The sequence below is a fragment of the Cupriavidus sp. MEYA8 genome, assembly GCF_059278825.1.
On the sequence record NZ_CM181221.1, the window covers coordinates 1,185,282 to 1,211,636 of the forward strand.

Sequence of the window (26,355 nt, forward strand, 5' to 3'; positions counted from 1 at the left end):
CCATTTAGCCTGTCTGGCGGTGGGCCTGCGTTGTGCCGCCCGATCCGCTCGGAGCGCCGCCTTGCGTGTCGCGGAAAAGCGCCCCCGCGGGGGCGGCCGGGCACTGGTCCGGCGGCCTGTGGCCGCGGCACGAAGGGGCGTTTTCGAATATGGGCGATATGGTACAGCACGGTGCCGCCGCCGATGCGCCGCAGACGGGGTGTACGGCCCTGGATCAGCGGAATACCAGCACAGGGATGTCGCTATGGGTCAGCACTTTCTGCGTTTCGCTGCCCAGCAGCAGCCCGCTGAGTCCCTTGCGGCCGTGGGAGGCCATGAAGATGACGTCGCAGCCCAGTTCCCTGGCGGCATGGATGATGCCCTGGTACGGCACCGAGGCGCTGGAGACGTGGCTGGTGCACGGCACCCCCGCCAGCGCTGCCGCGGCCTCGACCTTGGCGAGTTCCTGGCGCGCCTCGGCTTCCACGCGCTGCTGGTACACCTCGCGCTTTTCGTGCGAGCTGTCGCTGGACAGCACATACGGATAGCTCTCCACGCACATGTATGGCGTGAGCCTGGCCGCCGTGGTGCGGGCAAACTGGATGGCGGCGGAAACGGCCTTGTGCGAAAGCTCCGAGCCGTCGACGGGGAGCAGGATGTGCTTGAACATGGGGTCCTTTTCTGGTGAGTAAGGCGAAAGAGGGCAGGCGGCGTCCTGCGTTGCCGCCCGGGAATCAGTTGGCCAGCGCGCGCCCGACGATCAGTGGATCGGCCTGGCCGATGGCGGTGGTGTCCCGGTTGGCATAGGGGAAGCGCGCCAGGATGTAGCGCAGCGCATTGAGCCGCGCGCGCTTCTTGCAATCCGAGCGGATCACCGTCCACGGCGCGTCGGCGGTGTCGGTATGCGCGAACATCGCCTCCTTGGCGCGCGTGTACTCGTCCCATTTGTCGAGCGACGCAATGTCGACCGGGCTGAGCTTCCACTGCTTGAGCGGATGGATCTCGCGTTCGCGGAAGCGGCGCCGCTGCTCTTTCTGGCTGACCGAGAACCAGAACTTGAACAGGTGGATGCCGCTGCGTACCAGGTGGCGCTCGAACTCCGGGGCCTGCTGCAGGAAGTCCTGGTACTCACGCGAGGAGCAGAAGCCCATCACGTGTTCGACGCCGGCGCGGTTGTACCAGGAGCGGTCGAACAGCACGATTTCACCGGCGGCCGGCAGGTGCTGCACGTAGCGCTGGAAATACCACTGGCCGCGTTCGGATTCCGTCGGCTTTTCGAGCGCCACCACGCGGGCGCCGCGCGGGTTCATGTGTTCCATGAAGCGTTTGATGGTGCCGCCCTTGCCGGCGGCATCGCGGCCTTCGAACAGGATTACCACGCGCTGCCCGGTCTCGCGCACCCAGGCCTGGAACTTGAGCAGTTCTACCTGCAGCCGGTATTTCTGCTTTTCGTAATTGCGGCGCGACATCAGGTTCTGGTAAGGGTACGCCCCGTCGCGCCAGCCGGCCGCGAGTTCATCGTCGGGCTGGCGCCGGCGGCCCGCCTGCCAGGCGCCGGGATCGCCTTCCAGGATCAGGCTGCGCAGCTGCGCGGCCTCATCGGGCGCCAGGCCGTCGAGCAGCGTGCGCATGGCGTCGAGCATGCTGGCGCCCTGGCCGGCGCGGCTGGCGAGAACGTCCTGCATGCTGCTGGCGGCCACTTGCACGGCGGCATCGACAGCATCGCTGATTTCATTGCGTTCGGCCGACAGGGCCGTGTTGGTCGGCAGCACATCGCCGCGCGCAGCAGGGCGGACATGGGGCTGCGAAGTGACGTGGGTATGAGCGTGCGCATGGGCGTGGGCATGGGCGGCAGGCGTATTGCGATCGGTCATGTGCAGTCCTTCGTTCAGGCCACACGCTGGCGCAGGATCTGGTAGAGCTGATCCTTGATCTGTAGCTTCTCCTTTTTCAGCCGCTCGATTTCGAAGCCCGAGGCCGGCACCAGGCCGGACTCCATGTTGTGGATCTCCTGGTCCAGCGCATTGTGGCGATGGAACAGGCGGGCGAAGTGGGCGTCCTGCGTCTTCAGGAGCGAGATCTTGTCGCGGTATTCAGGAAACATGCGGGCTCTCCTCGGCTTGATCCGCGCGCACGGGGCGTGGCGCTTGGATTCATTCTGGGGAGGGCAGGGCGGCGCGACCTTGACGGGGATCATGGTCGGCCGGGGCGGCGGGAAATATGCGAATAGTCTCTGCGCGCCGGCAAGCGCTGCGGCCGCAAAGCAAAACGCCCGCCGGGGCGCGGCGGGCGTTTGTGTTGCGGGCGATGGCCATCAGGCCATGCCACCGACTCAGGCAGTGGCCGGCTTGGCGTTGTCGAGCGAGTACGGCGACAGCAGGCGCACCATCTGGGCAAAGGCCTTGGGGTTGCCCGCCAGCACTTCGCCTTGCTCCATCTGGCGCGGCTCGCCGTTGTAGTTGCCGACCAGGCCGCCCGACTCGGTGATCAGCAGCATGCCGGCGGCCATGTCCCACGGCTTCAGGCCGCGCTCGAAGAAGCCGTCCAGGCGGCCGCAGGCGACATAGGCCAGGTCCAGCGCGGCGGCGCCCGGGCGGCGCAGGCCGGCGCAGCTGCGCGTCATCAGCGAGAAGACCTCGAGGTATTCATCCACGCCTTCCAGGTCGCGGAACGGGAAGCCGGTGCCGATCAGGCAGTCGGCCAGCTTGTCGCGGCGGGTCACGCGGATGCGGCGGTTGTTCAGGAAGGCGCCGGCGCCCTTGCTGGCGGTGAACAGCTCGTCGCGGGTCGGATCGTAGACCACGGCCTGCACCGGCGTGCCGCGGTGCAGCTGGGCGATCGAGACCGCGTACTGCGGGAAGCCGTGGATGAAGTTGGTGGTGCCGTCGAGGGGGTCGATGACCCAGGTGTATTCGTGGGCGTCTTCGCCTTCGGCCCAGGACTGGCCGGACTCTTCCGCTAGAATGGCGTGTTCCGGGTAGGCGGTGCGGATGATCTCGATGATCGCGGCTTCGGCGGCGCGGTCGACCTCGGTAACGAAATCGTTGTGTTGCTTGCGCGAGACGCGCACCAGATCGACGTCGAGCGACGCGCGGTTGATGATGGATCCCGCCTTGCGGGCCGCCTTGACGGCGATATTGAGCATCGGATGCATGAATCTCTCCAGGCCGGCCATGAAGATGCGGCGGGGCGCCACGGCACCGCGCGCCCGCTCATGGGCAGCTGACAACACAACGGATTGTAGAAGAACGCAGGGCGTCGCCGGTCTGGTTACTGGATGTGCCGCGAGAGTCTCGCAGGCACGTCATGACCTGGCGCCGCGCCAGAGAAGAACCCCGAATTGTATATGAACCCGGCAAATGATACGAGCCGCCCAACAGGCGAGCCTGATGCGCCGCACGCAGCCGGCGCAGAACCCGATGCCTTCGGCCGTGTGCGCTTCGTGCTGGTCGAGACCAGCCACCCGGGCAACGTCGGCTCGGTCGCGCGCGCGATCAAGACCATGGGCTTCGGCAGCCTGGTGCTGGTCTCGCCGCGCGAACCCGGCGTGCTGGGCCATGCCGACGCCATCGCCATGGCCAGCGGCGCCGACGATGTGCTGGCTGGCGCCGTGATCGTCGACCAGATCGACGCGGCCCTGGCCGGCGCGGCGCTGACCGTGGCCATGACCGCGCGCCAGCGCGAGTTCGGGCCGCCGCGGCTGCTGCCGCGCGCCGCTGCGGCGCGCGCATGCCAGACGCTGGCCGGCAGCGGCGACATCGCCTTTGTCTTTGGCAACGAGCGCTATGGCCTGCCCAACGACGTGGTCGAGCGCTGCGCGGCGGTCACGCATATCCCCGCCAATCCCGCCTATGCCTCGCTCAACCTGGCGCAGGCCGTGCAGCTGATCGCCTACGAGATGCGGCTGGCGCTGCTCGATGCAGCTCCGCCTGCCGTTGCGGCGGCGGACGCGGGCGCCAATATCGGCTATGCTGGTGAGCCGGCCACGGCGGAGCAGGTCGAGGCCATGTTCGGGCACCTGCAGGCGGGCCTGGAAGCGATCGGCTTTCTCGACCCCGCCAATCCGCGCAAGCTGATGCCGCGGCTGCGCCGGCTGCTTGCCCGCAGCGGGCTGGAGCGCGAGGAAGTCAACATCCTGCGCGGCATCGCCAAGCATATGCTGATGGCGCAGGGCCAGCCGGACCGCAAGTCGTAACTGGAGAGACGCACAGTGGCAGCAACCCGCAGCATTCCGAGAACGGACGACGCAGGCGTACGTGGCAAGCGCGCACGCTGTCGGCCCGTCGCGGCAGGTTGGCGCGCGCCGGGGCGATGTTGATCGCCGCACTGCCGCTGCAAAATCCCTGACGGATCCGGGGCCAATGGCCGGCGCCAGAACGCCGGCCGCAAATCACTTACACTCCCTGATCCCGTCCCCACCGGCCACCGACCTCGCCGGCGACCCTGCCCCAGGCGCAAGTCTCGCGTGGCGCGGCGCACGGCGCGGCAACACGACACGACCAAGATGTTCTCTCGCCTTAAGGAAGATATCGACACGATCATGCTGCGCGATCCCGCCGCGCGCAGCCGCCTGGAAATCCTGACCTGCTACCCCGGCCTGCACGCCGTGGTCTTCCACCGCTTTGCGCACGCGTGCTGGAACGGGGGCTTCCATTGGCTGGGACGCTGGATCTCGCACTGGTCGCGCTTCCTGACCGGCATCGAGATCCATCCGGCGGTGAGGCTGGGGCGCCGGGTGTTCATCGACCACGGCATGGGCGTGGTGATCGGCGAGACCGCCGAGATCGGCGACGACTGCACCATCTACCAGGGCGTGACGCTGGGCGGCACCTCGCTGTACAAGGGCCAGAAGCGGCATCCGACGCTGGGCGCCAACGTGGTGGTGAGCGCGGGCGCCAAGGTGCTGGGCGGCTTCGTGGTGGGCGACGGCGCGCGCGTGGGCTCCAACGCCGTGGTGCTCAAGCCGGTGCCGCCGGGCGCAACCGCGGTGGGCGTGCCGGCGCGCATCATCCTGCCCGATGCGCCGGCGGCGCAGCAGGGCGCCAAGCAGGAGTTCTCGGCCTATGGCATCACGCCGAACGCCGACGACCCGGTGTCGCTGGCGCTCAAGAGCCTGATCGACAATGCCGCGCGCCAGCACGAGCGCATCGAGGCCGTGCTGGCCGCGCTGGACCGGCTGGGCGAGCACCTGGAGAACACGCCGAACGACCGCTTCGATGCGAGCGAGTTGCGCAAGCTGATGAAGTAGGGAAAGAGGGCGGCCGGCAACGGCCGCTTTTTTTTCGCGCGATCTTGCGCGATCTCAGTCGGTCTGCGGCAGCAATCGGAAACCGCCGCCGTCGAGCTGCAGCACGGCGGCGCGCGGATGGCGCCCGTCCAGGTCCCAGTCGGTCAGCACCCAGCGCACGCCCGCGGCGTGTTCGTGGCGCGCCGGGCGATGGGTGTGGCCATGCACCATCAGCCTGGTCCCGGCCATGCCGAAGAGTTCGGCCGCGGCAGTGGGCGTCACGTCGCCGTAGACCATCGGTACGCCGTTGCCCTCGGCGGCCTGCCGCGCGCGGTTGCCTTCGCTGTCCGCACGCAGCTTGCGCGCGATCCCCAGGCGCGTACGCAGCGGCAGCGCCAGGAACAGCCGCTGCACCCAGCCCTTGCGGGTCCAGCGGCGGAAGCGGTTGTAGCGCTCGTCGTCGATGCACAGCATGTCGCCGTGGCTGAGCACCACGCGCTGGCCGGCGCAATCGATCACCGTGGGATCGGGCAGCAACTGCGCGCCTGCGGCGGCGGCAAAGCGCGTGCCCAGCAGGAAGTCGCGGTTGCCATGCATCAGGTACACGGCAACGCCGCGCGCGGCCAGCGCGCGCAGGGCACCGGCCACGCGTTGTGCGAACGGCGAGTCGGTTTCCTCGTCGCCAATCCAGAATTCAAAGAAATCGCCCAGGATAAACAGCGTGCGCGCGTCGTGCGCGGCGCGCTCGAGCGTGCGCTCGAAGGCTGCCAGCGTACGTGGCATGCCGGGCGTGAGATGCAGGTCTGAAATGAACCACGCCGGCGCCTGTACCTCGAGGGGACCGGCCACCGGCGTGCGGGGGATTGCGGTCATGCGCGGGGCCGGGAGGGAAGTGCCGGCCGGGCCGGGTGCACGTAACCGCAATCAGGGTGCATGGCTTGCTCGACGCTTGGTCGACGATTTAGTCGACAATTACTCGACGACGGTGGCCTTCTCGATCACCACGTCTTCCAGCGGCACGTCCTGGTGGAAGCCCGAGCTGCCGGTGCGCACGCCCTTGATCTGGTCGACCACGTCGGTGCCTTCCACTACCTTGCCGAACACGGCGTAGCCGAAGCCCTGCGGCGTCGGCGAGGTGAAGTTCAGGAAGTCGTTGTCGACCACGTTGATGAAGAACTGAGCGGTGGCCGAGTGGGGCGCGTTGGTGCGTGCCATGGCCACGGTGTAGCGGTCGTTCTTCAGGCCATTGCCGGCTTCGTTCTCGATCGGCGCGTCGGTGCTCTTTTGCTTCATGCCGGGCTCGAAACCGCCACCCTGGATCATGAAGTTCTTGATCACGCGGTGGAAGATGGTGTTGTCATAGTGGCCCTTGCGGACATACGACAGGAAGTTTTCGACCGATTTCGGCGCCTTCTCGGCGTCGAGTTCGATGGTGATGACACCCTGGTTGGTTTGAAGCTGGACCTTGGACATGGTTTCCTCTGTTCGGTGTGTTATTTGACGACAGTGGCCGACTCGATCACGATCGGCGAGGCCGGCACATTGCGCATGGGGCCGTAGGCCGTGGTCGGCACGCTCTTGATCTTGTCGATCGTGTCCATGCCTTCCACCACCTTGCCGAAGACTGCGTAGCCGTTGCCGTCCGGCTGCGGGTAGTCGAGATTCGGATTATCCACCACATTGACGAAGAACTGCGCGGTGGCCGAGTCGGGGTTGCTGGTACGCGCCATGGCCAGCGTGCCGGCCTTGTTCTTCAGGCCGCCGCGGGCTTCCAGCGGGATCGGCGCGCGCGTGGGCTTTTCCTTCATGTCGCGGTCGAAGCCGCCGCCCTGCACCATGAAGCCGTTGATCACGCGATGGAAGATGGTGCCGCTATAGAAGCCGCTCTTTACATATTCCAGGAAGTTGGCCACGGTCTTGGGCGCGACGTCCGGGTACAGTTCGACCGTGAACTTGCCGGCGCTGGTGACGAACTGGACGCGCTCGGCGGCCTTCTGCTGCGCCAGCGCGCTGAACGACGACAACGCGAGCGCGCCTGCGGTCAGTGCGGCCAGGGCGATGCGACGGGAACGGATCATGGGTGGAACTCCGGTGAGTCGGGATGCAAACGGCCCGGACGCCATTGCGCCCGGACATTCTTGGCAGGGGCGTCAGTTGGCTGCCGGGGCGCTGGCCGGGGCCGCGCGCTGTGCCGGAGCCGGCTTGCGGTTGCCGGACGGCACGCCCGCGGTCCCGGTCGTGCCCGTCGCCGCGGGCGTGCCGGTGGCTGCCTCCGGGCGCAACTGGCGCAGCCCGGCGCTCGCACGGGTATCGGCCGGATTGCGGCGCAGCGCCTCCGCATAGGCCTGCTCGGCCAGGCGGCGGTAGACGTCGCCCAGATTGGTGTAGGCGATTGCAAAGGCCGGCTTGACCTCGGTGGCCAGCAGCAGTTCGGCCTCGGCGCGCTTCAGGTCGCCGCGCTTGGCATAGAGCAGCGCCAGGTTGTTGTGCGGCTCGGGCAATTCGGGGAAGTCCGCCGCCATTTCCGTGAAGGCCTGGATGGCGGCGTCCTCGCGCCCGGACTGCGCCAGCGCCCAGGCGCGCTGGAACCGTGCCTGCGCGTTGCGCGGATTGGCCGCGATCACGCGGTCGAAGCCCTTGATGGCGTCGTCATAGCGGCGCGCGTTGGCGGCCTGCTGGGCCTGGGTCATGCCGGGGTCGGTCGAGCGGATGCCGTCCAGCGGCGACGTGGGCGCGGGTAGCGACAGCGGTCCCTGCTGGGCCTGCGCGGGCCCGGCCAGCGCTGCGGCCAGGGCCAGGGCAGCCGTGGCGGCCAATGCGGGACGCGGGCGAAGCGCGGCGGCGAGCGCGGCGGTAGGCGAGGAGGGCAGCAGCAGGCTCATTGAAGACAGGTCCGTTATACTCCGCGGCATTCTAGCAAAGCGGCACGGCCGGCACTAAAGCCATGGTCCGGGCAAGCGTCGGCAAGCGCGGGCGGCCGCGGCAAATCCCCGGCGCGCGGTCTACCGGCACATCGCCTTCCGGTAAGATATGGGGCGCGGCGGAATTGCGCCAGTGGCGCCAGTGCCGCCTCCCCCGACCATTCACTTCGTTTCATGCAGCCTCTGAACATCTACAACACGCTCGCGCGTGAGAAGCAGCCATTCGTGCCCATCGAACCCGGCAAGGTCCGCATGTATGTCTGCGGCATGACGGTGTACGACTACTGCCACGTCGGCCACGCGCGCGTGATGGTGGTGTTCGACATGGTGCATCGCTGGCTGCGTGCCGCCGGCTACGAGGTGACATATGTGCAGAACATCACGGATATCGACGACAAGATCATCCGCCGCGCCGCCGAGAATGGCGAGACCATCGGCGCGCTGACCACGCGCTTCATCCAGTACATGCACGAAGACGCCGCCGCGCTGGGCGTGATCCGTCCCGACCACGAGCCGCGCGCGACCGACTACGTGCCGCAGATGCTCGACATGATCGGCAAGCTGGAAGCGAAGGGCCTGGCCTACCAGGCCAGCGATGGCGACGTGAACTACTCGGTGCGCAAGTTCGACGGCTATGGCAAGTTGTCCGGCAAGTCGCTGGAAGACCTGCGCGCGGGCGAGCGCGTCAGTGCCAACGACGCCAAGCAGGACCCGCTCGACTTCGTATTGTGGAAATCCGCCAAGGCCAGCGAGCCGCCCGAGACCAAGTGGGAGTCGAAGTGGGGCAGCGGCCGGCCGGGCTGGCACATTGAATGCTCTGCCATGAGCTGCGCGCTGCTGGGCGAGCATTTCGACATCCATGGCGGCGGGGCGGATTTGCAGTTCCCGCACCATGAGAACGAGATCGCGCAATCGGAAGGGGCCAGCGGCAAGCCGTTCGTCAACATGTGGATGCACAACGGTTTCGTGCGCATCAACGACGAAAAAATGTCCAAGTCGCTTGGCAATTTCTTCACGATCCGCGAAGTGCTGAAGGCGTACGACGCCGAAGTCGTGCGTTTCTTCATCCTGCGCGCGCACTACCGCAGCCCGCTCAACTACAGCGACGCGCACCTGGACGACGCGCGCCATGCGCTGACGCGCCTGTACACCGCGCTGAAGGACACGCAGCCCGGCGGCTGCGCGGTCGACTGGGAAGAGCCGCACGCGAAGCGCTTCGCCGAAGCCATGGGCGACGACTTCAACACGCCGATCGCGATGTCGGTGCTGTTCGACCTGGCCAGCGAGATCAACCGCACCGGCTCCACCAGCGCCGCGCGCCAGCTCAAGGCGCTGGCCGGCACGCTGGGGCTGCTCGAGCGCGATCCGCATACCTTCCTGCAGGGCGGCAAGTCCGCGGACGGCCCCAGCGCCGAGGAAATCGAAGCCAGCATCGCCGCGCGCAAGGCGGCCAAGGCCGAGCGCAACTTCGCCGAAGCCGACCGCATCCGCGCCGAACTGCTTGCCGCCGGCATCGTGCTGGAAGACAAGCCGGGTGGCGCGACCGAGTGGAGGCGTGCTTGAACGCTGCCGCGCGCAAGCCCGCCAACGCCACCGCCGTGCCGGCAGCCGCCGGCCGGTCGAAGGCGGCCGGCCCGCGTCCGGCCAAGGCGAGCGCCAGCGAGGCACCGCTGTCCGACGGCAAGGCGGCGGGCAAGGCGGTGGCCAAGTCCACGCGCAACGCCAAGGCGGTATTGCCCGAGGCCGACGCGCTGCCGCTGCCGGTCGAGACCGTCATTGACGCGGTCCGTCCCGCTTACTGGGACGAAGCCTGCGCCGACCTGATGAAGCGCGACCGCATCCTGCGCAAGATGATCCCGAGCTACGGCCCGGCGCACCTGGTGTCGCGCGGCGATCCCTTCGTCACGCTGGCGCGCGCCGTGGTGGGCCAGCAGATCTCGGTCAAGGCGGCGCAGTCGGTGTGGGAGCGCCTGCACACGGCCTGTCCCAAGCTGACGCCGGCACAGTTCCTGCGCGCGGGCACCGAGAAGCTGGCCGGCTGCGGATTGTCCAAGCGCAAGGCCGAGTACATGATCGACCTGGCCGACCACTTCAAGGCGGGCCGGGTGCACGTGGCCGAATGGGCGCAGATGGACGACGAAGCGGTGATCGCGGAGCTGACGCAGATCCGCGGCATCGGCCGCTGGACGGCCGAGATGTTCCTGATGTTCAATCTGATGCGGCCCAACGTGCTGCCGCTCGACGATATCGGCCTGATCAATGCGATTTCCGCCAACTATTTCAGCGGAGAACCGGTCACGCGCAGCGAGGCGCGCGAGGTGGCGGCCAACTGGGAACCGTGGCGGACGGTGGCAACCTGGTATATGTGGCGTAGTCTGGACCCGTTGCCTGTGACGTACTAGGCATCGGAACAACAAAAATCAGAAGCAGGTGCGTTGCACGCTATCTGGCAGGCGCTAAGATAGCGGCCAATTTCCGGTAGAATGCGCCCCTTCACAGACAGGTACGTGTGATTTTATGAAAACCACCTTCCTGGATTTTGAGCAGCCCATTGCCGAACTCGAGGCAAAAATCGAAGAACTGCGCTTCGTGCAGGACGATTCGGCTGTCGATATTTCCGAAGAGATTTCGCGGCTGGCCGGCAAGAGCCAGCAGCTGACCAAAGACATCTATGCCAACCTGACCCCGTGGCAGGTTGCGCAAATCGCCCGCCACCCCCAGCGTCCCTACACGCTGGACTACGTGCGCGAGATCTTTACCGATTTCCACGAACTGCACGGCGACCGCACCTTTGCCGACGACCTGTCGATCGTCGGCGGCCTGGCGCGCTTCAACGGCCAGGCGTGCATGGTGATCGGCCACCAGAAGGGCCGTGACACGAAAGAGCGCGCCCTGCGCAATTTCGGCATGCCCAAGCCCGAGGGCTACCGCAAGGCCAAGCGCCTGATGGAACTGGCGGACAAGTTCGGCCTGCCGATCTTCACCTTCGTCGACACCCCGGGTGCATTCCCCGGCATCGACGCGGAAGAGCGCGGCCAGTCCGAGGCCATTGGCCACAACCTGTACGTGATGGCCGGCCTGAAGGTGCCTCTGATCGCCACCATCATCGGTGAAGGCGGTTCGGGCGGCGCGCTGGCGATCGCCGTCGGCGACGTGGTGCAGATGCTGCAGTTCGCCACCTATGCCGTGATCTCGCCGGAAGGCTGCGCCTCGATCCTGTGGAAGACCGCCGAGAAGGCGCCGGAAGCCGCCGAGGCGCTGGGCCTGACCGCGCACCGCCTGAAGGCGCTGGGCCTGATCGACAAGATCGTCAACGAGCCGCTCGGCGGCGCGCACCGCGATCACAAGGCCATGGCGGCGCTGCTAAAGCGCACCCTGGCCGAGTCGCTGCGCCAGTTCCAGGGCATCAGCGTGAAGGAACTGCAGGCGCGCCGCTACGAACGCCTGCTGGCCTATGGCAAGTTCAAGGAAACCGGCGCCCCGGAATGATCCGTCCGCCCGGCTGACCGACAAGGTCGCACAGGCCCTGCAGGGCGGTGCGGCCTTTGTTGTTTCTGGGAGCGGCGCGCCGGTGATCGCGGTGGCGCTGTCGGGCGGACGCGATTCGGTCGCGCTGCTGCATGCCGCGCGCGCCGCCACGCAGGGCACGGCGGCGCGCGTGGTCGCGCTGCACGTGCATCACGGCCTGCAGGATGCCGCCGACGAATGGGACCGCTTCTGCGAGGAGTTGTGCGGGCAGTGGCAGATCGGCTATTTCGTGCGCCGGGTCGCGGTTCGGCAGGCGGCGGGCGAGGGCGTGGAAGCTGCCGCGCGCCGCGCGCGCTATGCAGCGCTGGCGGCGATGTGCGCCGACAGCGGGGCGCGCCTGCTGCTGTTCGCGCATCACCAGGACGACCAGGTCGAGACCGTGCTGCTGCGGCTGTTTCGCGGCGCCGGGGTGGCCGGCATGGCCGGCATGCCCGCGCTGCGCCCGCTCGAAGCGCACAGCGGCGTGATGCTGCTGCGGCCGTGGCTGGACCTGAGCCGCGATGAGATCGATGCCTACTGCGCCGCCAATGCGCTGCGCTGGATCGACGATCCCTCCAATGCCGACGCGCGCTATGCCCGCAACGCCCTGCGAGCGCACCTGCCGGCGCTGGTGACGGCTTTCCCTGCATTGCTCGCCAACGTGGCCCAGGCCGCGGCGCATTTCGCGCAGGCCAACGAGCTGATCGACCAGCTGGCCGCCGCCGCGATGGCGCAGCTGGCGCATCCGGGCCGCGATGCCGATACGCTCGCCGAACTCGATCTAGCCGGTTTGCGCGCACTACCGGCGGCGCAGGCCGATGCGGTGCTGCGGCTGTGGCTGCGCGACCTCGGCACGCGCGCGCCATCGACCGCGCGCCTTGCGGCGATGCGCGCGCAACTGGTCGCGCACGAGGGCGGCGAGCCAGCCATCGCCCATGACGGCCTAGTCCTGCGCCGCTTCCGCGGCCGCGTGCTGGCGTGCACGCCGCCGCCCGCGCAGCCTCCCGAAACCGTGTCGCTCGACTGGCGCGGCGAGGACCGCATCGTCGTGCCCGCATGGCGCGGCGAGCTGCGCTTCTTCCGCGACGACAGCTTCGGCGTGCCCGAAGCCGTGCTGCGCCAGCCGCTGCGGCTGGCGCCGCGTGCCGGCGGCGAACGGCTGGTGCTGCGGCCCGGAGGCCCGGCACGCGCGCTCAAGCAAGCCTGCCAGGAGGCTGGCATCCCCGCCTGGCGCCGGGCGTGGCTGCCGCTGCTGTGGGCAGGCGACACCCTCGTGCTTGCCGCCGGACTCGGCATGCACCGCCGCTGGCCGGCCGAGGCGGCGGCACCGCGCTGGCGCGTCGAATGGCATGCGCAGCCGCCGCAAGTGCCGGGCGCGGCGCGCTGAACGCCTCGCCGCGGCAATGACGAAGCGCGTCGATCACATCGGGAAAGCCCGCAAACCTCGGCTTCGCCTTGCCTGACAAGCCTTGTTCGTGTATTTTCAAGGGCTTTGCACAATCGCTGGCGTCGACAAGAAGATGGCTCTCATCGTTCACAAATACGGCGGCACTTCGATGGGTTCCACGGAACGCATCAAGAATGTCGCCAAGCGCGTTGCCAAGTGGCACCGCGCCGGTCACCGCGTAGTCGTGGTGCCTTCGGCCATGTCGGGCGAGACCAATCGCCTGCTGGGACTCGCCAAGGAAATTTCGCCGCAGCCCAATCCGCGTGAACTGGACATGCTCGCCTCCACCGGCGAGCAGGCCAGCGTGGCACTGCTGGCTATCGCCCTGCACGGCGAGAACATCGACGCGGTCAGCTACACCGGCTGGCAAGTGCCGGTGAAGACCGACTCGTCGTACACCAAGGCGCGTATCGAATCGATCGACGACGAGCGCATCCTCGGCGACCTCGACGCCGGCCGCGTGGTCGTGATCACCGGATTCCAGGGCATCGACGACGACGGCAACATCACCACGCTGGGCCGCGGCGGCTCGGACACCTCGGCCGTGGCCATCGCCGCCGCGATCGAAGCCGACGAGTGCCTGATCTACACCGATGTCGACGGCGTGTACACCACCGACCCGCGCGTGGTCGAGGACGCCCGCCGCCTGGACCAGATCACCTTCGAGGAAATGCTGGAAATGGCCAGCCTCGGCTCCAAGGTGCTGCAGATCCGCTCGGTGGAATTCGCCGGCAAGTACCGCGTGAAGACCCGCGTGCTGTCGTCGCTGACCGACCCGCTTATGCCGCTCGAGCAGGAAATGCACTCGGGCACGCTGATCACTTTTGAGGAAGAGTCTGAAATGGAAGCAGCCGTCATCTCCGGCATCGCCTTTGCCCGTGACGAGGCCAAGATCACCGTTCTGGGCGTGCCGGACAAGCCGGGCATCGCCTACCAGATCCTGGGCCCGATCGCCGACGCCAACATCGACGTCGACATGATCATCCAGAACCAGTCCGTCGACGGCAAGACCGATTTCACCTTCACCGTGCCGCGCGCCGACTACCAGCGCGCGCTGGCGATCCTGGACGACGGCGTGAAGACGCATATCGGCGCCGGCAGCGTGTCGGGCGACCCGAAGGTGTCGAAGGTGTCGGTGGTGGGCGTTGGCATGCGTTCGCACGTGGGCATCGCCAGCAAGATGTTCCGCACGCTGTCGGAAGAGGGCATCAACATCCAGATGATCTCCACCTCGGAAATCAAGATCTCGGTGCTGATCGACGAGAAGTACATGGAACTGGCCGTGCGCGCCCTGCACAAGGCCTTCGAACTGGAACAGGCGTGATCCGTTCGTAAGCATTTTCTGGCGGCGCTGCAGATTTTGTGTTGAGTCATCGATTTTTCATTGACCAACCCGCGTGGCGTCGCTAGAATACGCGCTTCGTTGTGTGGCTCCCTCACACAACGCAAGTTTGGGAGACGTGGCCGAGAGGTCGAAGGCACTCCCCTGCTAAGGGAGCATCCGGGCCAAAACCTGGATCGAGGGTTCGAATCCCTCCGTCTCCGCCACTACATCTGTATTGGCGGCGGAACCCCGGAAGATCGCGGTCTTCCGGGGTTTTGTTTTTTGTGGCGCGTTTTTTGTGGCGCCGATATTTGCCGATCCGATATTCGCCGCGCCGTTCCCTGTGGCCCGCTGCATCGACCTGCCGGCGCCGTCATGCACCGCTACGTGCAATTATCCCGATACGCCTGCTGCAGCTCCTTGCGCGACTTGTCGCGCTCGACCTTCGGAATCGGCCGGCCCTGCGCGTTCTGCGTCGCCGAGGTGGTCGACTGGTACGTGCGCTTCTTCGGCGTGGCGTTGAACTGCTCTTTCAGCGATTCGCATTTGTCGCGCGTGATCTGGTCGGGGTCGAGTGTGGGAGCCGACGGCGGGCGGTAGGGATTGGCGCCTTCCTGCACGGCTTCCGAAATGGCACCTGCGGCGCCCCCCTTCGGCGGGGATTGCTGTGCCAGGGCTGTCGCGACGCTGCCCAGTGCCAGCAAGCCGGTCAGCAGCCATCTTGTCGATATCGGCATGTTGTCCCTCCTCGATTGCCGGGCAGCCGGCCGGCTTCCTAGAACCATCATATGTGCCGCGCCCGGAATTGCCAGAATCCGATGGCGCCGGTGCCGGCAGGGCGGAGCCGCCTGTCGGGGCTGGGAAGGGCGATGGCACGCCGCCCGGGCCACGATTTGCGTTCTGGCCTTGCCTGCCATAAACCTAGTTCAGGGACATGCCCGCAAGGGCTTCCAGGACTTCAGGAGAAGCCAATGAGTGTGCTGATGCTTTCGAACGTCGATATGGAAACCACCGACGACGAGATCCGCGACTTCCTCATCCGCTACGGCTTCCCGGCGTTCGACGAGCTCGAGCGACTGCCGGGGGATGGCTCGCGCCCGGCGGTGGCGGTGCATTTCAACGCGGTAGAGGACGCCGCGCTGCGGATGCTGCAGCCGCGCATCAACCATCTGTTCTGGAAGAAGCGCCAGGTTGAGGCAATGGTGCTCACGGAGCGCTTCGAATAGGCGGGAAGGACCTGCGGGCGCGACGACCCGCAGGCAGCAGGCCTGCGCCTGCGAAGTGCCGGCGCTTAGCCGACGAAGGCCTTCTCGAGCACGAAGTGGCCGGGCTCGCTCATATTGCCTTCCTCGAAGCCGCGCTCTTCCAGCATGACGCGGATTTCCTTGAGCATGTCGGGGCTGCCGCACAGCATCAGGCGGTCGTTCTCGGTCGAGAACGGGGGCACGCCCAGGCGCTCGAACAGTTCGCCCGACTCGATCAGCTCGGTGATGCGGCCGCGCGTGTGGAAGTCTTCGCGCGTGACGGTGGGGAAATAAACCAGCTTTTCGCGCACCATCTCGCCCAGGTACTCGTGCTCGGGCAGGTGCTCGTTCAGCAGTTGCTGGTAGGCCAGTTCATCGACATAGCGGCAGGTGTGGGTCAGCACGATCTTGTCGTAGCGGGCATACACCTCGGGATCGCGGATGATCGACAGGAACGGGGCCAGGCCGGTGCCGGTGGCCAGCAGCCACAGGGTCTTGCCGGGCAGCAGGTTTTCGACCAGCAGCGTGCCGGTGGGCTTCTTGCCGACAAAAATCTGGTCGCCTTCGCGCAGGTGTTGCAGGCGCGACGTCAGGGGGCCATCCGGCACCTTGATGCTGAAGAATTCCAGGGTTTCTTCATAGTTGGCGCTGGCGATGCTGTAGGCACGCAGCAGCGGGCGGCCATTGACTTCCAGGCCGACCATGGCGAACTGGCCGTTTTCGAAGCGGAAACCCGGGTCGCGCGTGCAGGTGAAGCTGAACAGCGTGTCGGTCCAGTGGTGAACGGAGAGGATGGATTGCTGGTAGAGGTTGCTCATCGGAGGAAACGCCAAGGCCCGCGGGCAAGCCGCCGGGGAGGATGGTGACCGGACATGTGCGCCTGTCGGCAGTTACCGGCAAAGGCGGCGGATCACGGGAACGCAATGATCCACTTCGACGCGTATTGTAAAACGGCAGCGGCCGGCGTGCCCGGGCCACGTCGACGGAACCCCGCCCGGGATAGGGTTATGCGCAGTGATGAAATCCGGGGTTTCAATTCTGAAACCCGTATGCCGGGTTTGCGGCGCGAAATCCTCGCAAATCAACCAAATCCGGTATGGCCCGCTTTTTGCGCTCCGAGACCCGCCGCACGTCCAGCCGTCGTGCCGGCAAAGCTGCCGTGACCCGACGATCGCATTGCGTTGCAGGGCAGGCGCCCTTGGTCTTGAACAGGAATGCACCGCGATGTACTACGGAACGAATGCAGCCGGCGCAGCTGGCGCAGAAAGCCGCGCGCTTGCCGCAGATGACAGCCAGCCACGTGCCGGCCGCCACCACGACGATCGTTGCGGCGGCAAGCCGGCGCCACAGCGTACCAACTGGGCCTGGGCGGCCGTGGCCAGGCATGACGACTGGATGGATTCACACAGCCCGTTTGCGCAGTTTGCGCATTTCGACTAGCCGCCGCCCACGGCACCTGCCGTGGCGCGGTCCCTTCGAATGACCCGAGCCGCCGTGCTGCCTGCGCGGCGTCTCGGTTGCCCTCAGTTTCCTTGTGCGTGCCATGAACTACGCTCCCATCAAATCGCTGCTGATTGCCAACCGTTCCGAGATCGCGATCCGCGTCATGCGGGCCGCCGCTGAGATGAATATCCGGACCGTGGCGATCTACTCCAAGGAAGACCGCCTCGCCCTCCATCGCTTCAAGGCCGACGAGAGCTACCTGGTCGGCGAGGGCAAGAAGCCGCTGGCGGCCTATCTCGATATCGAAGACATCCTGCGCATCGCGCGCCATGCGAAGGTCGATGCGATCCATCCGGGCTATGGCTTCCTGTCGGAGAATCCGGACTTCGCGCAGGCCGTGATCGATGCCGGCATCCGCTGGATCGGCCCGTCGCCCGAGGTCATGCGCCGGCTCGGCAACAAGGTGGCAGCACGCAATGCGGCGATCGAGGCGGGCGTGCCGGTGATGCCGGCCACTGATCCGCTGCCGCACGACCTGGAGGCCTGCAAGCGCCTGGCCGCGGGCATCGGCTATCCGCTGATGCTCAAGGCCAGCTGGGGCGGCGGCGGGCGCGGCATGCGCATCCTGGAGAGCGAGCAGGACCTGGAAGGCTCGCTGGCCGCGGCGCGGCGCGAGGCGCTGGCCGCGTTCGGCAACGACGAGGTCTATGTCGAGAAGCTGGTGCGCAACGCGCGCCACGTCGAAGTGCAGGCGCTCGGCGACACGCATGGCAACCTGGTGCACCTGTACGAGCGCGACTGTACCGTGCAGCGCCGCAACCAGAAGGTGGTGGAGCGCGCGCCCGCGCCGTACCTTGACGATGCCGGCCGTGCCGAGCTGTGCGAGGCGGCGATGCGGCTGATGCGCGCGGTCGGGTATTCCCATGCCGGCACGGTCGAGTTCCTGATGGACGCCGATTCCGGCCAGTTCTATTTCATCGAAGTCAATCCGCGCATCCAGGTCGAGCACACGGTCACCGAGATGGTCACCGGCGTCGATATCGTCAAGGCGCAGATCCGGATCACGGAAGGCGGCTATCTCGGCATGACCGAGAACACGCGCAACGAGAACGGCGACATCGTCGTGCGCGCCGCGGGCGTGCCGGTCCAGCAGGATATCCATCTGAACGGCCACGCGCTGCAGTGCCGGATCACGACCGAGGATCCCGAGAACGGCTTCCTGCCAGACTACGGCCGTCTCACCGCGTATCGCAGCGCCGCCGGCTTCGGCGTGCGGCTGGATGCCGGCACCGCCTATGGTGGCGCGGTAATTACGCCGTACTACGACTCGCTGCTGGTCAAGGTCACTACCTGGGCGCCGACCGCGCCCGAGTCGATCCGCCGCATGGACCGCGCGCTGCGCGAGTTCCGCATCCGCGGCGTGGCCTCCAACCTACAGTTCCTGGAGAACGTCATCAACCATCCGGCGTTCCGCGCCGGCGACGTCACCACGCGCTTTATCGACAAGACGCCGGAGCTGCTTGAATTCACCAAGCGCCTGGACCGTGCCACCAAGCTGCTGCGCTATCTCGGCGAGATCTGCGTCAACGGGCACCCGGAAATGGCCGGCCGCACGCTGCCGCCGTTGCCGCTGCCGGCAGCGGTGCTGCCCGCGGTCGACAACAGCAAGCCGCTGCCGTACGGCACGCGCGACCGCCTGCGCGAGCTTGGCGCCGAGAAGTTCTCGCGCTGGATGCTCGAGCAGAAGCAGGTGCTGCTGACCGACACCACTATGCGCGACGCGCACCAGTCGCTCTTTGCCACGCGCATGCGCACCGCCGACATGCTGCCGATCGCGCCGTTCTATGCACGCGAGCTGTCGCAGCTGTTCTCGCTGGAGTGCTGGGGCGGCGCGACCTTCGACGTGGCGCTGCGCTTCCTCAAGGAAGACCCGTGGCAGCGCCTGGAGCAATTGCGCGAGCGCGTGCCCAACGTGCTGTTCCAGATGCTGCTGCGCGGCTCCAACGCCGTCGGCTACACCAACTACGCGGACAACGTCGTGCGCTTCTTCGTGCGCCAGGCCGCCAGCGCCGGCGTGGACGTGTTCCGCGTGTTCGATTCGCTCAACTGGGTGCGCAACATGCGCGTGGCGATCGATGCGGTCGGTGAAAGCGGCGCGCTGTGCGAAGGCGCCATCTGCTATACCGGCGACCTGTTCGACAAGTCGCGCGCCAAGTACGACCTGAAGTACTACGTCGGCATCGCGCGCGAGCTGCAGCAAGCGGGTGTGCATGTGCTGGGCATCAAGGACATGGCGGGCATCTGCCGTCCGCAGGCGGCGGCCGCGCTGGTCAAGGCGCTCAAGGAAGAGACCGGGCTGCCGGTGCATTTCCATACGCACGACACCAGCGGCATCTCGGCAGCGTCGGCGCTGGCGGCGATCGAGGCCGGCTGCGATGCGGTGGACGGCGCGCTCGACGCCATGAGCGGGCTGACCTCGCAGCCCAACCTGTCGAGCATCGCCGCGGCGCTGGCCGGCAGCGAGCGCGATCCGGGCCTGAGCCTGGAGCGCCTGCACGAAGCCTCGATGTACTGGGAAGGGGTGCGCCGCTACTACGCGCCGTTCGAATCCGAGATCCGCGCCGGCACCGCCGACGTGTACCGCCACGAGATGCCCGGCGGCCAGTACACCAACCTGCGCGAGCAGGCGCGCTCGCTCGGCATCGAGCATCGCTGGACCGAGGTGTCGCAGGCATACGCCGAGGTCAACCAGATGTTCGGCGATATCGTCAAGGTGACGCCGACCTCCAAGGTGGTCGGCGACCTGGCCCTGATGATGGTGGCCAATGACATGAGCGCCGCGGACGTGTGCGACCCGGGCAAGGAAATCGCTTTCCCCGAGTCGGTGGTGTCGCTGTTCAAGGGCGAGCTGGGCTTCCCGCCCGACGGCTTTCCCGCGGGACTGTCGCGCAAGGTGCTGCGCGGCGAACCGCCCGCTCCGTACCGGCCCGGCGACCAGATTCCGCCGGTCAACCTCGATGCCGCGCGTGCCGCCGCGGAAGCGGCCTGCGAGGAGCCGCTCGACGACCGCCAGCTGGCGTCTTATCTGATGTACCCGAAGCAGGCGGTGGACTACCACGCGCATGTGCGCAACTACAGCGACACCTCGGTGGTGCCGACGCCGGCATTCCTGTACGGCCTGCAGCCGCAGGAAGAAGTGGCCATCGACATCGCCGCGGGCAAGACGCTGCTGGTCTCGCTGCAGGGCACGCATCCCGATGCGGAGGAAGGCCGCATCAAGGTCCAGTTCGAGCTGAACGGGCAATCGCGCACGGCGCTGGTCGAGCAGCGCATCACCACGCAGGCGGCATCCGCGCGCCAGAGCCGTCCGGTGGCCGAGCCCGACAATCCGCTGCATATCGCCGCGCCGATGCCGGGTTCGATCGTGACCGTGGCCGTGCAACCGGGGCAGCGCGTGGCCGCGGGCACGACGCTGCTGGCGCTGGAGGCGATGAAGATGGAAACCCATATCGCCGCCGACCGCGACTGCGAGATCGCCGTGGTGCATGTGAAGCAGGGCGACCGGGTGGCGGCGAAGGACCTGCTGATCGAGCTGAAGCCGGCGCAGTGACGTGGCTGGCGCCGCGGCAGCGCGGCGTCAGGGCAGCGCCCGCGCCATGCTCTGCGCAGCCTGCGCGATGCGTTGCGCCAGCAGCGTGGCCGCCGCCTGGCGGCTATGGTGCGGACGCTCCACCAGCCCGATCTCGCGATGGAAGGTGTCATCGCCGAGGCTGAGCGCCGCCACGCCTTTCGGCCATGCCGTCGTGCCGGTGATCGGCACCAGCGCGACGCCAAGGCCGCGCTGCACCAGCTGCGCGATGCCCTGCAAGTCGTCCAGTTCGATCGCGTCCCTGACCGGGATACGCGCACGGCGCAGGAACTGGTCGACCACGCGCCCGCCAAACGAGCCGCGGTCATAGCGGATAAACGGCTCGCTCTCCAGCAACTCGCGCCATGGCCGCTTGCCTTGGGCGCGAGGGACCAGCAGCACGAACGGTTCGGCCAGCAGCGTGCGCCACTGCAGGTCGGAAGGCAACGCGAACGGCGGCCTGATCATCACCGCGATATCGATTTCGCCCGAATCGACCTGGCCCAGCAGGTTCAGCGACACGCCCGGCACCAGCTTGATTCGGTATCCCGGCATCTCATGCCGGAAGCTGGCCAGCGCATCGGCAAGGAACGAGACATGGACCGATGCGATGGCGCCGATGCGGACCAGCCCGGTGCGCGGGCTGCCCGCATGGCGGCCGAGCCTGGCATACACGGCCATCAGTTCTTCGGCAACCGCCAGCGTTTCGCGGCCATCGGCATTGAGCACGGCCGCGCGGCCCGTGCGATCGAACAGTGCAAAGCCCAGTTCCTGTTCCAGCCGCTGGATCTGTGCGCTGACCGCCGATTGCGTCAGCCCGATATGGGCGGCCGCGTTGGCAAAGGTGCCGTAGCGGACCACCGCGAGGAAAGTCTGAAGTTCGCGCAGCATCGCGATAGATCGAAATAATTGTTGCTCAGGGCAAAAATATATCGCTTTTCATGGTGAATGGCGATGCTTAGACTAAGCGGACGATGGCGGTTGCAGGCCCTGGTTGCAGGCCCTGGTTACAGGCCTCAAGAGCCGCCGCCAGATTTATTCCCCACTAGGCTTCACTCAGCCCGAGCCCATGACTACTACCGCCCCCCGCATTCCTCCCTTCCATCTCGCCTTTCCCGTGCGCGACCTTGCCGAGGCGCGCGCATTCTATGGCGGGCTGCTCGGCTGCCCGGAAGGGCGCAGCTCGCCTGACTGGATCGATTTCAACTTCTTCGGCCACCAGATCGTGGCGCACCTGGCGCCGGAGGAAGTCGGCCACAGCAAGACCAGCGCGGTCGATGGCGACCAGGTGCCGGTGCGGCACTTCGGCGCGGTGCTATCGATTCCCGAATGGGAGGCGATGGCAGAAAAACTGCGCGCTGCAGGCGTCGAGTTCATCATCGAACCCCACATCCGCTTCAAGGGCGAGCCTGGCGAGCAGGCCACCATGTTCTTCCTGGACCCGTCGGGTAACGCGCTGGAGATCAAGGCCTTCGCCGACCTGTCGTCGTTGTTCGCCAAGTAAGGCGGCAACGCGCTGGAAGAGGGCAGGCAGCCGCTGCGGCTGCCGCCTGCGCGCCTGGCGCCTCAGATGGCGCCCGCTGCCGCCAGGGCCTCGATCTCCGCATCAGGCATCCCGATCAATCGCAGCACGGCGACGGAATGCTCGCCCACGGAAGGCACATCGCCCATGCATGCGGCCACGCCCGACAGCGTCGCCGGCGGCAACAAGGCCTGCACCATGCCACCCGGCGTGCGCACGTTGCGCCAGCGATCGCGCGCGGCGAGTTGCGGGTGGCGCCAGAGGTCGTGCATGTCGTTCAACGGCGAGTTGGCGATCCCGCCGCGATCGAGCCGCTCGACCAGTTGTTCGCGAGTCATGCCGCGCAGATGCCGGCCGATCTCCTGGTCCAGCTCGGCACGATTGGCGACGCGCTGCAGGTTTGAGCTGAAGCGCTCGTCCGCCGCCAGCGCGGAGTCTTCCAGCACCTCCACGCAGAAGCGCTGCCATTCGCGCTCGTTCTGCAGGCCGAAGATCACGCTGGCGCCGTCGCCGGTCTGGTACTGCCCATAGGGTGCGATGCCGGGGTGCGCCACGCCATTGCGCGCAGGCGGCGTGCCGCCGTAGTGGGCGAAGTTCAGGGGGTACGACATCCATTCGCCGAGCGCCTCCAGCATGGTGACTTCGACGCGCATGCCGGTGCCGGTGCGGCCGCGCTGCAGCAGCGCCGAGAGGATGCCGGTATAGGCATACATGCCCGCGGCGATGTCGGCGATCGAGATGCCGGTGCGCGACGGCGCGCCGTCGGTGCCGGTCACCGAGATCAGGCCGGCCGCCGCCTGGATCAGCAGGTCGTAGGCCTTCTTGTCGCGGTACGGGCCGCTGTCGCCGTAGCCGGAGATATCGCAAACGATCAGGCGCGGAAAATCCTCATGCAATGATGTGAAGTCCAGCCCCATGCGCTGGGCCGCACCAGGGGCCAGGTTCTGGATAAGGACGTCGGCCCCGGCAAGCAGCTTCCGCACCACGGCCTTTGCCTCCGGTTTCTTCAGGTCGAGCGCCAGGCTTTCCTTGCCGCGGTTGGCCCAGACGAAGAACGACGACTGTCCGTGCACGGTGTGGTCGTAATCGCGCGCGAAATCGCCGACGACGGGGCGTTCCACCTTGATGACGCGCGCGCCGAGATCGGCGAGCTGGCGGCTGGCGAAGGGCGCGGCGACGGCGTGCTCGAGCGCCAGGACAGTGATGCCATCGAGCGGGCGTTGAGAGGTTTGCATGGCGGGAAGCTGTAGTGTTCTGGACGGCACGCGGGCCGGGGCGAGCCAGTATAGGAACGGTGCTACCTGCCGGGATAGTCGATATTTCCTAAGGCCTGTTCGAGCGTTTCAAACGCTGCGATCGTCCCGCCTGCTATGCCGCCTCGGGCGTTCCCCATTCGGCAACGTAGCGGATAAAGTCCCGCGTATAGGCCGGCAGCGCTTTCTGGCTGCGCACCACGATGCGCTGCTCGCGCCGCGCCCACGCTTCATCCAGTGCCACGCCTTCCACCGTCCCCTGCGCGATCAGCGGGCCCGCCACGGAACGCGGCACCAGCGAAATGCCGGCACCTTCCTGCACGCAGCGCATGGCCGCGGCAAAGTCGGGCGCATGCACGCGCACGCGCGGCTTGATGCCGGCCCGTGCCGCCATGTCGGCCAGGAACAGGAAGTTGCTGCTCTTGCTGCCGACCGTCACCAGGTCATGTTCGAGCGCCTGCGCCAGGCTGACCATGTCCAGCATGCCCAGCGGGTGCCGTGCCGGCACCACGAACATCAGTTCGTCGACGCCGTAGCGGATGAACTCCAGCCCGCGCAGGTCGATGGCGCCCGCCACCAGGCCGACGTCGGCGCGGTCTTCGATCACTGCGCGCACGCTGTCTTCGCTCAGGTGCTCTTCAAGGTCGACATTGACGTTGGGATAGGCCGCCAGGAAGCGGCTCAGTGCCGCCGGCAGGCTGGCCATGGTGCTGCTGTTGGCGTAGACCCGGATATGCCCTTCGATGCCGTCGGTATGGCGCTGCATCTCGCGCTGCAGGCGCTCCACGTTTTCCATGATGGCCTGCGCGTAGCGCAATACCGTTTCGCCGGCCGGGGTCAGCGCCATGCCTTTCTGCGTGCGGTTGAACAGCGGCACGCCCATCGCCTGTTCCAGGTTCTTGAGACGGTAGCTGGCCGAAGGCGCCGTCAGGTGCACATCCGAGGCGCCGCCGGTGACGCTCCTGGCCTGTGCGATGGCAAGGAATACGCGCAGGTCGGTCAGTTCGAAACGCATGCTTGTCTCCGGTTTCCAGCCACGCCGGCGGGCGCTTTAGAAGATTTCTAACGGGACCCGTGGCGCTTTCGACTGGTGTGTTCTGAAGATCGGATTTTATATTTCCGCTCGTCGCGGCAGCCAGTCCATGGCGATGCCGGAAACAGGACCAGGAGACCGACATGACTTCAAACTTGCGCAGGATCGCCACCGCGCTGGGCAGCGCCGCGGCATTGCTGGCGTGCGTGCCGCCGGCAGCGGCACAGGCCGACTACCCCGCGCGACCGGTGCGGCTGATCGTGCCCTATGCCGCCGGCGGGCCGACCGACACCTTCGCGCGCTCCCTGGCGGCCAGCTGGGGCAGCAAGCTCAACACCGCGGTGGTGGTCGAGAACCGTTCGGGCGCGGGCACCATCGTCGGCACGGAAGCCGCGGCCAAGGCCGCACCGGACGGCTACACGCTGCTGCTGACCACGGTCGCGCATGCCGTCAACCCGAGCATTCACGCACGGCTGCCGTATCGCACGGTGGAGGATTTCGCGCCCGTCGGGCTGGCGGCGCGCGCGCCGCTGGTGCTGGTGGTCAACAAGAACGTGCCAGCCCGGACGCTGCCGGAATTCATCGCCTACCTGAAGTCGCGCCCGGGGAAGGTCAACTATGGCTCGGCCGGTGTCGGCAGCGCCCCGCACCTGGCCGGCGAACTGCTGAACTACACCGCGGGCACCCGCGCCGTGCACGTGCCGTATCGCGGCAGCGCGCCGGCCATGGCCGACCTGATCGGCGGCCATGTCGAATTCATGATCGATAGCGCGCCGACCGGCCTGGCGCAGGTGCGCGCGGACACGGTGCGGCTGCTGGGGACGTCGATGGCCAGGCGGCTGCCGCAGACAAAGGACACGCCCGCGATCGCCGAAACCGTCACCGGCTATGAGGCTTACACCTGGAACGCCGTGTTCGCGCCGGTCCAGACACCGCCCGCGGTGATCGAGAAGCTCTCGGCGACGCTTGGCGAGGCGCTCGGCGATCCGGCGCTGCAGGGCAAGGCCTACGAGCTTGGCCTGGTGCTGGAAATCAAGCCGACGCCGCAGGGCCTGCGCGATTTCCTGCGTGCCGAACTGGACAAGTGGAAGCGCGTGGCCGTTGCTACCAACATGAAGGCGGAATGACCGGAATCCCCGGCGGACCGCAAGCGATACCACGCAATAAGGAGAACCGATGAAGGCCTACCAGCTTTGCCCGCAACGCTATTTCGAGGATTTCGAGCTCGGCGAGCGCTTCAACCTGCCGTCCCGCACCATGACCGACGCGCTGTTCGCCGCCTTCCAGCTGGCCAGCGGCGACAACCATCCGGTCCACTACGACGTCGAATATTGCCGCGCGCACGGCATGCCGCACATGCTTGCGCACGGCTTCCAGGTCGTGATCCAGACTGCGGCAGGGGCGGGCTTGTTCCCGCATATGGTCGAGGAATCGCTGAAGGGCTTTATCGAGCAGAGCAGCCGTTTCCTTGCCCCGGTCTACGTTGGCGATACCCTGTACAGCAGCCTCACGGTCAGCGAGCTGGTGCCGGGGCGCACCACCGGCGTGCTGGCGATGCGGTCCGAGGTGCGCAACCAGAACGACGTGTGCGTGATGGACGGAACACAGCGCTACCTGCTGCGCAAGCGCAGCGCCGGCGCGGGCTGATGCGGCATGGCCGGCCAGCCGTAAGCGGTGCCGGGGGCATCGTTCCAGCGGCAGAACGCTGCGATGCGCCGGCGCTGTCTACCGCACCTGGCACGCGACACCTATGATCGATCCATCAACTGGCGCCGGCCGCCTCGGCAAGATCCCGCGCATCGCGGGCTGTCCCGGCCGGCACTTCCG

The 26,355-nt window shown here is 67.1% G+C and carries 26 protein-coding genes and 1 tRNA gene; 14 read left to right on the top strand and 13 right to left on the bottom strand.

Annotation, left to right across the window (positions count from 1 at the left end; all coding sequences use genetic code 11):
* Positions 1–214: 214 nt before the first annotated feature.
* The 4 genes from AC5WJ1_RS05490 to AC5WJ1_RS05505 form a co-directional block, all read right to left on the bottom strand.
* Positions 215–649, bottom strand: a complete 435-nt coding sequence (locus AC5WJ1_RS05490; protein WP_133097503.1) for a universal stress protein — start codon at positions 647–649, stop codon at positions 215–217.
* A gap of 64 nt (positions 650–713) precedes the next feature.
* The gene (gene ppk2, locus AC5WJ1_RS05495; protein ID WP_243737043.1) at positions 714–1,853 is read right to left on the bottom strand and encodes a polyphosphate kinase 2; all 1,140 of its coding nucleotides are present in this window, start codon (positions 1,851–1,853) and stop codon (positions 714–716) included.
* A 14-nt stretch (positions 1,854–1,867) separates the two neighbouring features.
* On the bottom strand, positions 1,868–2,083 hold the full coding sequence (locus AC5WJ1_RS05500) for an HP1242/YdcH family protein (protein WP_133097501.1): 216 nt from the start codon (positions 2,081–2,083) through the stop codon (positions 1,868–1,870).
* A 228-nt stretch (positions 2,084–2,311) separates the two neighbouring features.
* The gene (locus tag AC5WJ1_RS05505; RefSeq protein WP_133097500.1) at positions 2,312–3,133 is read right to left on the bottom strand and encodes an inositol monophosphatase family protein; all 822 of its coding nucleotides are present in this window, start codon (positions 3,131–3,133) and stop codon (positions 2,312–2,314) included.
* 192 nt (positions 3,134–3,325) lie between these two features.
* On the opposite strand from AC5WJ1_RS05505, the gene AC5WJ1_RS05510 reads away from it, so the two are divergent.
* Complete coding sequence (locus AC5WJ1_RS05510) at positions 3,326–4,174, top strand: RNA methyltransferase (protein WP_133097499.1); 849 nt, start codon at positions 3,326–3,328, stop codon at positions 4,172–4,174.
* Positions 4,175–4,483: 309 nt separating this feature from the next.
* A complete protein-coding gene (gene cysE, locus AC5WJ1_RS05515) occupies positions 4,484–5,227 on the top strand; it encodes a serine O-acetyltransferase (RefSeq protein WP_133097498.1) in 744 nt (247 codons plus the stop codon).
* A 54-nt stretch (positions 5,228–5,281) separates the two neighbouring features.
* Here the strand turns inward: cysE and AC5WJ1_RS05520 are convergent, their stop codons facing one another.
* The 4 genes from AC5WJ1_RS05520 to AC5WJ1_RS05535 form a co-directional block, all read right to left on the bottom strand.
* Positions 5,282–6,079, bottom strand: coding sequence for a UDP-2,3-diacylglucosamine diphosphatase (locus tag AC5WJ1_RS05520; RefSeq protein ID WP_133097497.1), 798 nt, complete (start codon positions 6,077–6,079; stop codon positions 5,282–5,284).
* 99 nt (positions 6,080–6,178) lie between these two features.
* A complete protein-coding gene (locus AC5WJ1_RS05525; protein WP_195429604.1) occupies positions 6,179–6,679 on the bottom strand; it encodes a peptidylprolyl isomerase in 501 nt (166 codons plus the stop codon).
* A gap of 20 nt (positions 6,680–6,699) precedes the next feature.
* Positions 6,700–7,284 (bottom strand): peptidylprolyl isomerase, encoded by a 585-nt coding sequence (locus AC5WJ1_RS05530; protein WP_133097495.1) that lies wholly within the window; start codon positions 7,282–7,284, stop codon positions 6,700–6,702.
* A gap of 72 nt (positions 7,285–7,356) precedes the next feature.
* A complete protein-coding gene (locus AC5WJ1_RS05535; RefSeq protein WP_135704959.1) occupies positions 7,357–8,088 on the bottom strand; it encodes a tetratricopeptide repeat protein in 732 nt (243 codons plus the stop codon).
* Positions 8,089–8,301: 213 nt separating this feature from the next.
* On the opposite strand from AC5WJ1_RS05535, the gene cysS reads away from it, so the two are divergent.
* The 6 genes from cysS to AC5WJ1_RS05565 all read left to right on the top strand — a co-directional run bounded on the left by cysS (position 8,302) and on the right by AC5WJ1_RS05565 (position 14,629).
* Positions 8,302–9,690 carry a cysteine--tRNA ligase gene (gene cysS, locus AC5WJ1_RS05540; RefSeq protein ID WP_133097493.1) on the top strand — a complete coding sequence of 463 codons (1,389 nt, stop codon included), beginning with the start codon at positions 8,302–8,304 and terminating at the stop codon, positions 9,688–9,690.
* The gene (locus AC5WJ1_RS05545; protein WP_371704857.1) at positions 9,675–10,529 is read left to right on the top strand and encodes a DNA-3-methyladenine glycosylase family protein; all 855 of its coding nucleotides are present in this window, start codon (positions 9,675–9,677) and stop codon (positions 10,527–10,529) included. Before cysS ends, AC5WJ1_RS05545 begins: the two co-directional genes overlap by 16 nt.
* 115 nt (positions 10,530–10,644) lie before the next feature.
* A complete protein-coding gene (locus AC5WJ1_RS05550; RefSeq protein ID WP_029046926.1) occupies positions 10,645–11,616 on the top strand; it encodes an acetyl-CoA carboxylase carboxyltransferase subunit alpha in 972 nt (323 codons plus the stop codon).
* On the top strand, positions 11,582–13,021 hold the full coding sequence (gene tilS / locus AC5WJ1_RS05555; protein WP_494476394.1) for a tRNA lysidine(34) synthetase TilS: 1,440 nt from the start codon (positions 11,582–11,584) through the stop codon (positions 13,019–13,021). The genes AC5WJ1_RS05550 and tilS overlap by 35 nt, the downstream gene beginning before the upstream one ends.
* Before the next feature lie 133 nt (positions 13,022–13,154).
* Entirely contained in the window at positions 13,155–14,405 is a 1,251-nt protein-coding gene (locus AC5WJ1_RS05560) for an aspartate kinase (protein WP_063238703.1), read from the top strand.
* A 130-nt stretch (positions 14,406–14,535) separates the two neighbouring features.
* Positions 14,536–14,629, top strand: a tRNA-Ser gene (locus tag AC5WJ1_RS05565).
* A gap of 159 nt (positions 14,630–14,788) precedes the next feature.
* Here AC5WJ1_RS05565 and AC5WJ1_RS05570 read toward each other — a convergent pair.
* Entirely contained in the window at positions 14,789–15,142 is a 354-nt protein-coding gene (locus AC5WJ1_RS05570) for a hypothetical protein (RefSeq protein ID WP_135704960.1), read from the bottom strand.
* 234 nt (positions 15,143–15,376) lie between these two features.
* Here AC5WJ1_RS05570 and AC5WJ1_RS05575 point away from each other — a divergent pair, with 234 nt between their 5' ends.
* On the top strand, positions 15,377–15,631 hold the full coding sequence (locus AC5WJ1_RS05575) for an RNA-binding protein (protein WP_135704961.1): 255 nt from the start codon (positions 15,377–15,379) through the stop codon (positions 15,629–15,631).
* Between the two features lie 65 nt (positions 15,632–15,696).
* Here AC5WJ1_RS05575 and AC5WJ1_RS05580 read toward each other — a convergent pair whose 3' ends face one another.
* Complete coding sequence (locus tag AC5WJ1_RS05580) at positions 15,697–16,467, bottom strand: ferredoxin--NADP reductase (protein WP_029049770.1); 771 nt, start codon at positions 16,465–16,467, stop codon at positions 15,697–15,699.
* 199 nt (positions 16,468–16,666) lie between these two features.
* On the opposite strand from AC5WJ1_RS05580, the gene AC5WJ1_RS05585 reads away from it, so the two are divergent.
* Together AC5WJ1_RS05585 and AC5WJ1_RS05590 are read left to right on the top strand one after the other, a co-directional pair.
* A complete protein-coding gene (locus tag AC5WJ1_RS05585; protein WP_240745946.1) occupies positions 16,667–17,089 on the top strand; it encodes a hypothetical protein in 423 nt (140 codons plus the stop codon).
* A 103-nt stretch (positions 17,090–17,192) separates the two neighbouring features.
* Positions 17,193–20,702, top strand: coding sequence for a pyruvate carboxylase (locus AC5WJ1_RS05590; protein WP_135704962.1), 3,510 nt, complete (start codon positions 17,193–17,195; stop codon positions 20,700–20,702).
* A 27-nt stretch (positions 20,703–20,729) separates the two neighbouring features.
* On the opposite strand, the gene AC5WJ1_RS05595 is transcribed toward AC5WJ1_RS05590, so the two are convergent.
* Positions 20,730–21,611, bottom strand: coding sequence for a LysR family transcriptional regulator (locus AC5WJ1_RS05595; protein ID WP_133097487.1), 882 nt, complete (start codon positions 21,609–21,611; stop codon positions 20,730–20,732).
* Positions 21,612–21,789: 178 nt separating this feature from the next.
* Between AC5WJ1_RS05595 and AC5WJ1_RS05600 the strand changes: the two genes are divergently transcribed.
* Positions 21,790–22,224, top strand: coding sequence for a VOC family protein (locus AC5WJ1_RS05600; RefSeq protein ID WP_494476395.1), 435 nt, complete (start codon positions 21,790–21,792; stop codon positions 22,222–22,224).
* A 62-nt stretch (positions 22,225–22,286) separates the two neighbouring features.
* On the opposite strand, the gene AC5WJ1_RS05605 is transcribed toward AC5WJ1_RS05600, so the two are convergent.
* Together AC5WJ1_RS05605 and AC5WJ1_RS05610 are read right to left on the bottom strand one after the other, a co-directional pair.
* Positions 22,287–23,477, bottom strand: a complete 1,191-nt coding sequence (locus tag AC5WJ1_RS05605) for a CaiB/BaiF CoA transferase family protein (protein ID WP_494476396.1) — start codon at positions 23,475–23,477, stop codon at positions 22,287–22,289.
* Between the two features lie 133 nt (positions 23,478–23,610).
* Positions 23,611–24,510, bottom strand: coding sequence for a LysR family transcriptional regulator (locus AC5WJ1_RS05610; protein ID WP_494476397.1), 900 nt, complete (start codon positions 24,508–24,510; stop codon positions 23,611–23,613).
* Between the two features lie 161 nt (positions 24,511–24,671).
* On the opposite strand from AC5WJ1_RS05610, the gene AC5WJ1_RS05615 reads away from it, so the two are divergent.
* Together AC5WJ1_RS05615 and AC5WJ1_RS05620 are read left to right on the top strand one after the other, a co-directional pair.
* Positions 24,672–25,655, top strand: coding sequence for a tripartite tricarboxylate transporter substrate binding protein (locus tag AC5WJ1_RS05615; RefSeq protein WP_494476398.1), 984 nt, complete (start codon positions 24,672–24,674; stop codon positions 25,653–25,655).
* A gap of 49 nt (positions 25,656–25,704) precedes the next feature.
* A complete protein-coding gene (locus AC5WJ1_RS05620) occupies positions 25,705–26,175 on the top strand; it encodes a MaoC family dehydratase (protein ID WP_494476399.1) in 471 nt (156 codons plus the stop codon).
* The last annotated feature ends 180 nt before the right edge of the window (positions 26,176–26,355 follow it).